At 52.7% G+C, this 12,512-nt stretch carries 11 protein-coding genes and 2 pseudogenes; 9 read left to right on the top strand and 4 right to left on the bottom strand.

Annotated elements, in window-relative coordinates:
* The first annotated feature begins 9 nt into the window (after window positions 1-9).
* The 3 genes and pseudogenes from OP500_RS01280 to ygiD all read left to right on the top strand — a co-directional run bounded on the left by OP500_RS01280 (window position 10) and on the right by ygiD (window position 2,270).
* Window positions 10-861 (top strand): N-acyl homoserine lactonase family protein, encoded by an 852-nt coding sequence (locus tag OP500_RS01280; protein WP_238745318.1) that lies wholly within the window; start codon window positions 10-12, stop codon window positions 859-861.
* A 323-nt stretch (window positions 862-1,184) separates the two neighbouring features.
* A pseudogene (locus OP500_RS01275) lies at window positions 1,185-1,274 on the top strand (DNA alkylation repair protein); the annotation flags it as partial.
* 210 nt (window positions 1,275-1,484) lie between these two features.
* Complete coding sequence (ygiD, locus tag OP500_RS01270; RefSeq protein WP_238745321.1) at window positions 1,485-2,270, top strand: 4,5-DOPA dioxygenase extradiol; 786 nt, start codon at window positions 1,485-1,487, stop codon at window positions 2,268-2,270.
* Window positions 2,271-2,476: 206 nt separating this feature from the next.
* Here ygiD and OP500_RS01265 read toward each other — a convergent pair whose 3' ends face one another.
* A complete protein-coding gene (locus OP500_RS01265; protein ID WP_238745323.1) occupies window positions 2,477-3,955 on the bottom strand; it encodes an Lsa family ABC-F type ribosomal protection protein in 1,479 nt (492 codons plus the stop codon).
* Between the two features lie 378 nt (window positions 3,956-4,333).
* Between OP500_RS01265 and OP500_RS01260 the strand changes: the two genes are divergently transcribed.
* The 4 genes from OP500_RS01260 (at window position 4,334) to OP500_RS01245 (ending at window position 7,591) form a co-directional block, all read left to right on the top strand.
* Entirely contained in the window at window positions 4,334-5,191 is an 858-nt protein-coding gene (locus tag OP500_RS01260) for an EamA family transporter (RefSeq protein ID WP_238745326.1), read from the top strand.
* Between the two features lie 178 nt (window positions 5,192-5,369).
* Window positions 5,370-6,203 carry a bifunctional transcriptional activator/DNA repair enzyme AdaA gene (locus OP500_RS01255; RefSeq protein WP_238745329.1) on the top strand — a complete coding sequence of 278 codons (834 nt, stop codon included), beginning with the start codon at window positions 5,370-5,372 and terminating at the stop codon, window positions 6,201-6,203.
* Window positions 6,193-6,819 carry an alpha-ketoglutarate-dependent dioxygenase AlkB family protein gene (locus tag OP500_RS01250; protein ID WP_238745333.1) on the top strand — a complete coding sequence of 209 codons (627 nt, stop codon included), beginning with the start codon at window positions 6,193-6,195 and terminating at the stop codon, window positions 6,817-6,819. The genes OP500_RS01255 and OP500_RS01250 overlap by 11 nt, the downstream gene beginning before the upstream one ends.
* Window positions 6,820-6,922: 103 nt before the next feature.
* The gene (locus tag OP500_RS01245; protein WP_238745336.1) at window positions 6,923-7,591 is read left to right on the top strand and encodes a DNA alkylation repair protein; all 669 of its coding nucleotides are present in this window, start codon (window positions 6,923-6,925) and stop codon (window positions 7,589-7,591) included.
* A 90-nt stretch (window positions 7,592-7,681) separates the two neighbouring features.
* On the opposite strand, the gene OP500_RS01240 is transcribed toward OP500_RS01245, so the two are convergent.
* Window positions 7,682-8,089: a hypothetical protein gene (locus OP500_RS01240; RefSeq protein WP_238745337.1), complete on the bottom strand. Its 408-nt coding sequence runs from the start codon at window positions 8,087-8,089 to the stop codon at window positions 7,682-7,684.
* 208 nt (window positions 8,090-8,297) lie between these two features.
* Here OP500_RS01240 and OP500_RS01235 point away from each other — a divergent pair.
* Together OP500_RS01235 and OP500_RS01230 are read left to right on the top strand one after the other, a co-directional pair.
* Window positions 8,298-8,576 (top strand): annotated as a pseudogene (locus OP500_RS01235) (OsmC family protein); the annotation flags it as partial.
* Window positions 8,577-8,835: 259 nt separating this feature from the next.
* Window positions 8,836-9,291 carry a four-helix bundle copper-binding protein gene (locus OP500_RS01230; protein ID WP_238745338.1) on the top strand — a complete coding sequence of 152 codons (456 nt, stop codon included), beginning with the start codon at window positions 8,836-8,838 and terminating at the stop codon, window positions 9,289-9,291.
* A 90-nt stretch (window positions 9,292-9,381) separates the two neighbouring features.
* Here the strand turns inward: OP500_RS01230 and OP500_RS01225 are convergent, their stop codons facing one another.
* The gene (locus OP500_RS01225) at window positions 9,382-9,933 is read right to left on the bottom strand and encodes a hypothetical protein (RefSeq protein ID WP_238745339.1); all 552 of its coding nucleotides are present in this window, start codon (window positions 9,931-9,933) and stop codon (window positions 9,382-9,384) included.
* A gap of 110 nt (window positions 9,934-10,043) precedes the next feature.
* Window positions 10,044-12,356, bottom strand: coding sequence for a type I DNA topoisomerase (topA, locus tag OP500_RS01220; RefSeq protein ID WP_238745340.1), 2,313 nt, complete (start codon window positions 12,354-12,356; stop codon window positions 10,044-10,046).
* Window positions 12,357-12,512: the final 156 nt, after the last annotated feature.

Genomic DNA, 12,512 nt, shown 5'->3' with positions numbered 1-12,512 from the left:
AAACACGCCATGAGCAACATCAAAATCCATTGTTTGACCACCGGCTGGGTGCAAATCAAAATCCACCACCAGCTCGCCCGCTTTTTCAGACGGCCTTTGCGCGTGATGGACGTACTCACCGACCGTAAATGGTCGCCGCATCTGCCCATCGGTTGCTGGCTGATTGAGCATCCCGAAGGCTTGATTATGGTGGACACGGGCGAACGCAGCCGCGCCAACGATGCGGGCTATCAGCCGTGGTGGCATCCGTTTATGCAGTTTTGCGAACGGCGCGGCGTGAAAGTCGAAGAAGAAGTCGGCGCGGTTTTGCGCTCGCGCGGCTTTGACCCGCTCAACGTGAAATGGGTGGTAATGACCCACATGCACGGCGACCACGCGGGCGGCATTCCCAATTTTCCCAACAGCACTTTTTTGCTCACCGAAACCGAAAAACATGCCATCGAAGCCAAAGACGCGGTGTTCAACGGTTATTTAACCATGCATTACCCCGACTGGTTTTTCAAACAAATTCAAACCGTACCGTTTTCAGACGGCGCATTTGAAACCTTTGAAAAAAGCCAAAAACTCACCCAAGACGGCAAAATCCGCCTTGTGCCCACGCCGGGGCATACGCTCGGGCATCAAATCGTGATTGTGGATATGGGCGATCATTATGTGCTCATCGGCGGCGACGCTTCCTATTGCGAACAATATATGCTCAACGGCGACATCGACGGCGTGTGCATCGACGGCAAACAACACCACGAGTCCACCACCAAAATGCGCGAACTGTGCCGCCGCAAACCCACAATTACCCAGTTTGCCCACGATTTTGACAGCGAAGTGCGGCTGCGGGAGAAGCGGTTTACGGCGGTGGGGTAAAACCGTGCTTGGCATGGCAGAAGCAGCCTGAAATAGCATTTTCAGGCTGCTTTATTTCATATTCGGATAAATGTTATCCATTTTACCCCATTTATCCAAATCCAAACCGAAACTATACTGGCAACACTTTCAAACAACGCACCGAAGGAGCTGAAAATGTACCAACCGTTTAATTCACAAGATTCCGTTCTTTTATTGATTGACCACCAAGTCGGCACAATGGGCTGGGTTGGTTCAACTTCATTTGATACCATGAAGAAAAACGCGCTGCTGCTTGCCAAAACCGCTGCCACCATCGGCATCCCCACCGTTTTAACTTCCAGTGGGATTTTGTGCGCCGCTGCTGGGACGACCCACACCGCGAATTGCAATACGCCGCGCTCGAATATCTGAAAAAAAGCAGCCTGCACATTTGGAAAACAAAGTGCAGGCTGCTTTTTATCGCGCCAATCACGCACCCACCCATGTTTTCAGGTAGCCTTTAAAAAGCGCGAGAGTAAAACATGAGGGCATTGAAGCGACCAATGATTTCTTATCGAGAAAATATATTCTTCCCCAAACGGGATGGTTCGCGCAAAAGTTTCCCGTAAAATCATCGGCATCAAAACGAATTGGGAAACACCATGAACAAAATGCCCGTATTATTTGTCGGACACGGCAGCCCGATGAACGCGCTGGACGCGGGAAACCCGTTCAACCAAGGCTTCCGCCGCATCGTGCAGAAATTTGCCAAGCCCAAAGCCATTCTGATGATTTCGGCGCACTGGTACGGCAACCGTTTGCAGGTAACGTCTGGCGAGTGCCCCGAAATGATTTACGATTTTTACGGCTTCCCCGCAGCACTCAGCCAAGTGCAATATCCCGCGCCCGGCTCGCCCGAACTGGCGGGGCAGGTGCGCTCGCTGTTGCAGCCTGAAAAGGTGGAAATGAACCCGGAACGCGGCTTCGACCACGGCGCGTGGGCGGTGCTGAAACACTTGTATCCCGAAGCCGACATTCCCGTGGTGCAGCTCAGCCTGAACCTGATGCAGCCTGCACAATGGCATTTCGATTTGGCGAAAAAACTCGCCCCGCTGCGCGAACAGGGCGTGCTGGTGGTCGGCAGCGGCAACATCGTCCACAACCTGCGTGCCATGCGCCGCAAACCCGCCGACCAAGCCGATGCTGGCTACGACTGGGCAATAGACTTCCGCAATGCCATCAACCGCGCCCTTGCCGCACGGGACAACGACACGCTGGTGCATTACGAACGGCTGGGGGACGCCGCCGCACTTTCCGTGCCGTCGCCCGAGCACTACCTGCCGCTGCTCTACACCGCCGCGCTGCGCGAACCGCAGGACGATATGGAAATCTTCAATGACGAACTCGCCTTCGGCTCAATCAGCATGACTTCCGTTTTAATCGGGTGAGAGGCTGCGGCAAAACAACGCGAGCCGGAACCCCCGCGCGCCTTCCCCAAAGCCCGCTACGAAGACGGCTCGGACATGGCGAAAAATATTGGGGTTTATCAACCCAACCTACCCTTTCTGTTTTTTGGCCAAGAAAAAACAGTAAACCTTTTCTGATTTACTGTTTCCGTGTTAGCCTTGTTCTGAACTTTAATGGTTTATCTCATTTATAATTGTATGATTTTATTGACTACATTTTCCACAAATTGCCTATCATGTTCCACAAATATAAGTGTAGGCTTTGCTTCCCTTATGATTTCCTCAATCTGTATTCTTGATATTACATCTATATAATTTAAGGGTTCATCCCAAACAAATAAATGAGCCGGCTTTGACAAACTGACGGCAATTAAAACTTTCTTTTTTTGCCCATCACTATAATTCTTCATATCCATTTCAAATAATTCTCTTGAAAAATCTAATTTTCTAAGAATTGTTTTACACAATGTTTCATCAACATCTTGCTTATGAATATATTCATTTAGGCTGCCTGTTAAATCAGATGTATCTTGAGGAATATACGATATTTCCAAATTACTTGCTAATTTTACCTCGCCTGTATACTCGTGATTCAGACCTAATAAAATTTTAATCAAGGTCGATTTTCCACTTCCATTACTACCATATATAGCTACTATATCACCTTGTTTTATCTCAAAACTCACATTCCTTAATATCTGTTTTTCTCCATAGTATGATGATAAATTACTAACCGATATTAGAGGATTTTTGCGATGATGTAACGGATGCAATAATAGATTTTCCTTCGTTTCAATATCTTTTAGTAAATTCTGTTTTTCTTCTATTGCCTTATTTTGCCTATTCTCCAAATTCTTAGACCTTTTCATCATTTTGGCTGCTTTATGACCTATATATCCTTTGTCCGGTTTTACGCCTGATATTTTCACACCATTTTTAGTCTTTTCAATTTTATCAGACCAAATTTGGCATTGCCTTGCAGCTTCTTTTAACCGTTTAATATCTCTTCTTAATTTCTCGTTTTTACTGATTTCAAATTGATCTTTCATCAATTTGTTTTCATACCATGATGTAAAATTTCCTGATTGAACATCAATAGAATTCCTGTTAATAGAGATAACATGATTGATGCAGCCGTCTAAAAAATCCCTATCATGAGATATGAGCAAAAACCCTTTTTTACTTTTCAGATATTCACTTACAATTTTTCTGCCGTGCATATCCAAATGGTTTGTCGGCTCATCAATAAGTAAAAAGCCGTCTTCTCTTGTAAATAGAATAGCTAAAAGGATTTTTGTTTGTTCTCCTTTGGAAAGCGTTTCAAATTCCCTATAAACAAGGTTCTCATCTACATTGAGCAAACTAAGTTCTCTAAATAATTTCCATTCTTCCCCATCTGGCATGAGTTCTTTATATAACTCAATCCCTGATTTTGAAGTATCAGTTATATTTGGTGGAAATTTAATAAATTCAACATCCTTGATTATTTTACCTTGATAAGTTTCTTCATTTAAAAGCAACTTAAATAGCGTTGATTTGCCAATTCCATTTCTTCCTATCAACCCTATTTTCCAGTTTGTCTCAAAGGAAAACGATACATTTTCAAATATAGGTTTTACATATCCATGATATGAGAAACTGAGGTTTTCAATTTTAATTGTCGACATAAAACACCTCCTCGTCATCCTATTTTATTAATATAATACCAAATTTAAGCCATTTTTCCTATCTCAGCTTTCTGTGGTGCTTGACAGTTACCTATAAAATTAAAAGGGGTTAACACAGATTGGCAGCAAGCGTAGCCCGCTTAGGTAGCGTGTATGCGATACGCACGCAGTTTCCAGTTTTCAGGTAGCCTTTTTCAAGCTGCCTGAAACAGTGCAGGCTGTCAGCGGTCTAAATCTCTGATTTAGCCAACCGATGTGTGTGCCTGCGATGCTACCTTTGCCCCATCACAACCATCCCGTTTTTCAGACGGCCTTCAGGCTACCTGAAAAACGAAGCGAGTTTCTGCGAAGCTAAAACGCCGCACACAAGGAATCCCCATGCCCAACCGCACCGCCGCCATCCTCGCCACTGCGCTCGCCCCGCTGATTTGGGGCAGCACTTACTTGGTGACCACCGAATTTCTGCCGCCAAACCGCCCGTTCACCGCCGCGCTTATCCGTGTTTTGCCTGCGGGGCTGTTGCTGCTGGCGTGGACGCGGCGCATACCGAAACGTGACGAATGGGCGACCGTTGTCTTGCTCGGTTTTTTGAATATCGGCTTTTTTCAGGCCATGCTGTTTGTGGCGGCGTATCGCTTGCCGGGCGGACTGGCGGCGGTCTTGAGTTCCACGCAGACGCTAATGGTGCTGGTGTTCACTTGGTTAATCGGCAAAACCATGCCGCCCAAAGCGGCTTGGGCTTGGTCGGCGGCAGGTATTTTGGGAATTGCGCTCTTGGTTTTGTCGCCGCAGGCGCGCTATGACGGGACGGGGATTTTGGCGGCATTGGCGGGCGCAGCGGCGATGGCGTTGGGTGTGTATTTGTCGAAACATCACCGCACTTCGTTGCCCGTGTTGGCGTTCACCGGCTGGCAGTTGTTTATCGGCGGTGTGTTTTTACTGCCCGTTGCCCTGCTTGCCGAGCCGCCGCTCGAATCTTTAAGCCCCACCAATATCGGCGGCTATCTGTATTTGTGTCTGTTTGGTGCTGTGTTGGCTTATGTGTTGTTTTTCAAAGGGATTGCCAAACTTTCGCCTGCTGCGGTTTCGTCGCTGGGACTACTCAGCCCTGTCTCGGCATTTGTCTTGGGCTGGCTGTTTTTAGGACAAAGCATGGACGCAAAATCGCTGGCAGGCTTCGCGCTGGTGCTGGCTTCGATATTCGGGGTACAGCGGGCAGTGGGGAAGGCTGGCTGAAAGCGGAGCTTCAACGAAGTTAAAAAGAAGTTTCTGCGAAGCTAAAAAGCAGCCTGCACTTTGTTTTGTGAATGTGCAGGCTGCTTTTTCCTGCCCGAACCGCAACCCCATCAACAATCGGGTCGCCACCCGGCTGCTTTACGCGTATCCTAACGCCATGAAACTTCAAAACAACCCCATGTCCCCGAATCAAATCCGTCAATTCACGCGCATTGCCCGCGCCATCGAATACCTTTACGACCATGCCGCCGAGCAGCCCGATTTGGCGCAGGTGGCGGCAGCAGTGCATGTCAGTCCCGAGCACTTGCAGCGCGAATTTTCCGCATGGGCGGGCATCAGTCCGAAAAAAATGCTGCAACACATCAGTATCAGCCGTGCCAAAGAAGCCCTGAAAAACAGCGAAAGCGTGGCGGAAGCGGCGCACAGCGGCGGATTGAGCGGCACGGGGCGGCTGCACGACTTATTTGTCGACATCGAAAAAATGACCCCGGGCGAATACAAAAACGGCGGCGCAGGTCTGCAAATCGATTACAGCCTGATTCCCGGCCCTTTCGGCGACCTGTTGGCAGCAGCAACAGACAAAGGCATCTGCTTCATGCGTTTTTCAGACGACCCTTCCGCCGCCCTGAACGAATTGCGCGCCGAATATCCGAACGCCCGCCTAATCGGGCAGGAAACCGCATTCCACCGCCAAGCCGCCGACATCTTCCGTACCCGGCACGGCCGCGTTACCCTGCACATCAAAGGCACACCCTTCCAGCTCAAAGTGTGGCAGGCCTTGCTCGATATTCCCGCAGGCAGCCTGCAAAGCTACGGCACGGTGGCGCAGCGCATGGGTTCGCCCAACGCCGCGCGAGCCGTTGGGACGGCCGTCGGACAGAATCCCGTTGCATTACTCATCCCCTGCCACCGCGTCATCCAAGAAAGCGGCATCATCGGCGGCTACCGCTGGCAGCGCGGACGTAAAATGGCGATATTAGCGCACGAATTAGGAGAGCCCGATGACATTTGACCTCTTCCCCGAAACCGCCGACCCGCACGCAAACATCCTACCCTACGACGGCATCGTCAGCAATTTCGGACGGATTTTCACCGTCGCCGAAGCCGACCGTTATTTTGAAATTTTGCAGCGTGATATTCCCTGGCGGCACGACGAAGCCGTGATATTCGGCAAGCACATCATCACCGCCCGCGAAGTCGCGTGGTACGGAGACACGTCCTACAACTACGGCTATTCCGGCGCAAACCGTATCGCCCTGCCGTGGGGCGGCGTCTTGCCCGAACTCAAAAACCGCGTGGAAGCCGCCATCGCCGACATCTGTCCCACCCGCTTCAACTCCTGCCTGCTCAACCGCTACAACAACGGCAACGAAGGCATGGCGTGGCACAGCGACGAAGGACAGGGGCTGGTCAAAGACAGTGCCATCGCCTCCCTCAGCCTCGGCGCAACGCGCAAATTCGCCTTCAAACACAAAGAAAGCAAGGAAAAACGCGAAATGTGGCTGGAACACGGCCAGCTCATCGTCATGCACGGCGAAACGCAGAAACACTGGCTGCACACCATCCTGAAAAGCACCCGCATCCAAGAGCCGCGGATTAATCTGACGTTTCGGGTGATGGCGGGATAAAATAGAAAAGGCCGTCTGAAAACTGAAAAGCAGCCTGCACCCCAATTCAGAACCCTTTCAGACGACCCCAAATCCTGCCATCTCTTTTAAAGAGGAAAAACGTATGGACTACCCCGCCCTGCTCGCCATTCTGCAACAACACGCGAACCCCGAACGCGCCGTGCCGATGCAGGCATACATGAAACACCGTTTTGCCTATTTCGGCATCGGCAAACCAGAGCTTGCCCGCATGTGCCGCCCGTTTTTCAAAGACGCCGCCAAACAGCCGGTCGATTGGAATTTTGTGCGCCGCTGCTGGGACGACCCGCACCGCGAACTGCAATACGCCGCGCTCGAATATCTGAAAAAAATGCAGCAACACCTGACCCCGCAAGACATCCCGCGTTTGCAAACACTGATTACCGAAAAATCATGGTGGGACAGCGCCGACGTACTCGACCGCATTGTCGGCGACATCGCCCTGCGCCACCCTGAAGTCAATACCGTCCTATTAGCATGGAGCACGCACGACAACATCTGGCTGCGCCGCGTCGCCATCGACCACCAACTGCTCCGCAAACAGCACACCGACACCGCGCTGCTGGAAAGAATCATCTGCAACAATCTGGGGCAAAAAGAATTTTTCATCAACAAAGCCATCGGCTGGGCATTGCGTGATTACAGCAAAACCAATCCCGAATGGGTACAAGGCTTTATCGACCGCCACCGGCACAAAATGGCCAAACTGAGCCTGCGCGAAGCGGGGAAATATTTGTCGCGGGAGGCTACCTGAACACGAAAAAAGCAGCCTGCACTTGTTTTGTGAATGTGCAGGCTGCTTTTTGTGTTCCAACTCCGTGGAAGCTCGCGCTTTCAGGCGGACTTATCGGGGCGGCCGTCCCATAACATGATTGTTACAATTCACGCGCCATGAATTGCTGAGCGCCCAGTGGTAATCGATGATGATGCCTTCCGAATTGGTAAAAAAGGTGCGGTCGCTGTGCTGGCCGTAGCAGACGTCGCTGTAATAGTTGGTGATGATGGGGCCGTTTTGGCTGCTGCCTTGGTATTCGCGGCCGCCGGGGTAATAGTAGGTGAAACGCCAAAAATAGGAATAGCGGTTTTCGCCAACTTTGACGCGTTCAGTGTCGGGCGCGCGGCCGTAGCGTTCGTAAACGATATCGATGGGTTTGCCGACATAGCGTTTCATGCTGGAATCAAGGCTGGAACAGGCGGCGGACAGGCAAACAAGGCCGGCCAGAAGCGCAGTGCGGACAAAGGAAATGGACATGGCGTTCTTTCTTCGGGTAAAACAAAGTGCTGGATAATAAAGAAAGAAAATAAATCGGGCAAGGCGGCCGTCTGAAAAAGCAGCCTGCACATTTAATGCACGGCAAATCCAAATATTCGACTGCACCGCCCGTTCGGTATAATCCGTGCAGGCTGCCCTCAAAGCGCAGTTTCAACGCAGCAAAACCACCAAGCCACAAGGAGACACCATGAGCAAACAACACACCTACCGCGCCACCGTCGAATGGACGGGTAATTTGGGCAGCGGCACATCGTCCTACACCGCCTATTCGCGCGATTACACCGTCCAAATCGCCGGCAAACCCGACCTTTTCGGCTCGTCCGACCCCGCCTTTCGCGGCGACGAACACCGCCACAACCCCGAAGACATGCTGCTGGCCGCCGTTTCCGCCTGCCACAAACTCTGGTATTTGCACCTGTGCAGCGCCGCCGGCATCACCGTTACCGCCTACACCGACCACGCCGAAGTTCGTAGGTCGGGCATTTATGCCCGACGAATCCTGTTCGCCAAGATTCGAGCATAAATGCCCGACCTACTACCGCACGACCATGTTCGACGGTGGCACGGCGGGGCATGTTGATTATCCTGTGTTGGGGTAAAAGGCAGCCTGAAAAAGTTTTCAGGCTGCCTTTCAAACCGATTTTCACAAACATCAAGATATGTTAAATTCGCGCCCGCGCGCGCCGAGTGCCGCGCATCCGTTTCACAAACTACAAGGAAATCCCATGAACCGTCGTCAATTTATCAGCGGCTCTGCCGCCGTATCGCTGGCTGTTGCCGCTGCTGTTGCCCAGGCCCATCCCGGCCACGACCACGGCGCGCACGACCACCAGCACGGTGCGGCCGCCAATCCCTACGAAGCCGCCCGCAAAGCTGCCGGCCACTGCGTGAGCGCCGGTCAAGCCTGCCTGGCCCATTGCATCGACCTGCTCAGCCGCGGCGATACCAGCATGAAAGACTGCGCCGCTGCCGCCAACCAGATGCTCGCCCTGTGCGGCGCGCTGCAAAACCTGGCCGCACAACGCTCGCCGCTGACTCCGGCGCTGGCCAAAGTGTGCGCGGAAGCGTGCAAACAGTGCGCCGCCGCGTGCAAAAAACACGCCGCCCACCACGCCGAGTGCAAAGCCTGCTACGAGTCTTGCACCAACTGCGCCCGCGAGTGCGAGAAAATCGCCGCCTAAGCGCTTCTTATGTGCCAACGCCCGTGATTTTGAGTTCACGGGCGTTTTTTATCGGCATGGGTTTTCAGGCTGCCTTTGGTTTGCGCCTGATTATTTCAAGGCTTCCCTTAATTTGGCGGGGTTTTGTTTGAAGTAGCTGATTTTTTCGCCGTTGGCGGTATCCGTAAATTCCAGCATATCGGGTTTGCCGCCCAACAGCAGCATACGCACTTTGGCGGTGCGGGTTTTGCCGATTTTAGATGGGTCTTGTTTGTAAGTTTTGCCGTCTTCGGAAGTGGCAAAATCGGTGGTGCGCTGGGTGAATGTTTGCGTTTTTTCGTCAAACTGCCAGCTGAATGCTTGTTTGATTTTCAGGCTGCTTTCGGGATTGTTGATAACGAAAACCATCAGGTCTGTGCCTGTGCCGTCTCTTTTCATAATGGTCATGTTCAGCAGCGAGCCTTCGCTGGTTTCGGCGCCTGCGCCCCATATCCCGACAAGGTCTTCGCTGCGGATATGTTGGGCGATTTCCAGCTTGTCTTGTTGGCTTTGCTGGGTGCTGGTTTTGCTTTCAGGCTGCGTTTTAGCCGATGCGGCAACGGCTGGGGTGCATAGGGTGAATGAGACGGCAAGCAGAACGCTGGTTAGGATGGTGTTGTTCATAAGATTTCCTTGTTGGTTTTGTGGATTAAGGCAGCCTGCGTAGCGAAGCGGAGTTGCGAAGCTAAAACTGAAATACCGGCTTTCAGGCTGCCTTTTGGCTTTCAGGCTGCCTATTCTTTCGGTGCGGGCGGTTCTACCTGCTCTTTCCAGCCGCATTCTTTTTGCGGACAGACTTTTTCCACGCCCCAGCGTTTGGTGGTTTTGAGTGTGAGCACCGGCCAGTGGCAGTTGGGGCATTCTTCGGCAAGCGGGGGGTTGGAAACGGCGTATTTGCAGTCGGGATATTCGCTGCAGCTGTAAAACAGGCTGCCGAAGCGGGATTTGCGCTCGGTCAGGTGGCCTTTTTTACATTGCGGGCAGGTAACGCCAGTGTCTTTGGGTTTTTCTTTGGACTCGATGTATTTGCATTTGGGGTAGTTGCCGCAGCCGATGAATTTGCCGAAGCGGCCTTTGCGGTACACGAGCTGGCCGCCGCATTGGGGGCAGCTTCTGCCTTCGAGTTCGGCCTGCTCGGCGGCGTCTTGGGCGATGCGCTCGGCGGCCTGCTCGGCGGTTTCGCCGATGTTGCGGGTGTAGTCGCATTCGGGGTGGCCGGAGCAGGCGATGAAGCGGCCGCGTTTGCCGAATTTGATCTGCAGCTGGTGCTTGCCGCATTTGGGGCAGGTTTCGTCGAGTGCTTCGGTGGTGATTTTGGCGCGCTCGATGCCTTCTTTCTCTTCGATTTGTTTGTGGAAACCTTTCCAGAATTTGTCCATCACCGGTATCCATTGGCGCTTGCCGCTGGCGATGTCGTCGAGCTGGTCTTCGAGTTTGGCGGTGAAGTCGTAATCGACGTACTGCTCGAAATGCTCGGTCAGGAATTTGTTGACGATTTCGCCGGTATCGGTGGGCAGGAAGCGGCGCTGGTCAACGGTTACGTATTCGCGGTCTTTGAGCGTTTTGATGATGCTGGCGTAGGTGGACGGGCGGCCGATGCCGAATTCTTCCAGCGCTTTGACCAGCGTGGCTTCGTTAAAGCGCGGCGGCGGCTGGGTGAAGTGCTGCTCGCCGTAGAGCGCGTCCACCGGCAGCACGTCGCCAACGGCCATTTCAGGCAGCTTTTTGCCCTCTTCGCTCTCGTCGTCTTCGTCCTGGCCTTCCTGATACACGCTTAAAAAGCCGGCAAACACCAGCACTTGGCCGTTGGCGCGGAACACGCCGTCGCCGACGGCAATATCGACAGTAGTGGCGTCAAAGCGGGCTTCAACCATCTGGCAGGCGACAGTGCGCTGCCAAATCATCTGGTAGAGCTTGAACTGGTCGGCGGAAAGAAAGGGCTTGACGCTCTCGGGCGTGCGGTAAACCGAAGTCGGGCGCACGGCTTCGTGGGCTTCTTGGGCGTTTTTCGATTTGGTTTTATAGACTTTGGCGGCTTTGGGCAGGTAGTCGGCACCGATTTTGTTATCAATATAGTGGCGGATTTCAGTGAGCGCGTCGTCGGACAGGGTAACGCTGTCGGTACGCATATAGGTAATCAGGCCGACGGCGCCCTGCCCCACGTCCACGCCTTCAAACAGCTGCTGGGCGGTGCGCATGGTGCGGTCGGTGGTGAAACCGAGCTTGCGCACGGCATCCTGCTGCATGGTCGAAGTGGTATAGGGCGCGGCGGGCTTGCGGGCGGCCTTTTTCTTGGCAACTTCGGCCACTTTCGCTTCTTTGCCCTGCATCGCCGCCAGCACGGCAGCCTGCGACGCTTCGTCGGGCAGCGAGAACTGCTCGAGCTTCACGCCCTGCCATTGCGCCAGCTTGGCCGTGAATTTGGTGCGGCCTTTGTGGCTGTCCAGATGCACGCTCCAGTATTCCTGGCTTTCAAAGGCGCGGATTTCATTTTCGCGCTCGCAAATCAGCCGCAGCGCCGGACTCTGCACCCGCCCCGCACTCAGGCCGCGGCGGATCTTTTTCCACAACAAGGGCGACAGATTGAAGCCGACCAGATAGTCCAGCGCACGGCGCGCCTGCTGGGCATCGACCAAGTCCATATCCAGCTTGCGCGGCTGCTGCAGGGCAGCCTGAACGCCTTTTTGGGTCACTTCGTGAAACACCACCCGCTGCGTGCGCGCTTCCAAATCCTTAATGCCGCGCTTGGATTTCAGGATTTCGTAAATATGCCAGGAAATCGCCTCGCCTTCCCGATCCGGGTCGGTAGCCAGATACAGGTTTTCCGCTTCTTTGGCAGCAGCCACGATGGCATCGATGTGCTTTTTGCTTTTGGCCGGCACTTCGTATTTCATCGCGAAATCGTGCTCGGGATCGACCGCGCCGTTTTTCGGCACCAGATCGCGCACATGGCCGAACGAGGCGAGCACTTCGAAATCGCCGCCCAGATATTTTTTGATGGATTTGATTTTGTTTGGGGATTCGACAATCAATAGGTTTTTGGACATAGTCTTCTTTTTTGTTCAACAAGGTTGTTAAAGCAGCCTGCATTTCACAATACAAAGTGCAGGCTGCCTGAAAGCTCTTTTTTTATTATTCTTAATAATATGGTGTTTTTGGCAAGGGGCAGGGTGGTTTTTGCGGCAAAAAGCAGCCTGCACCTT

The organism is Kingella sp. SNUBH-2017, from assembly GCF_028680565.1.
Lineage (GTDB): Bacteria > Pseudomonadota > Gammaproteobacteria > Burkholderiales > Neisseriaceae > Kingella_D > Kingella_D pumchi.
Note: the sequence above shows the minus strand (reverse complement) of the source record. Positions and strands in the feature narration are given on the sequence as shown.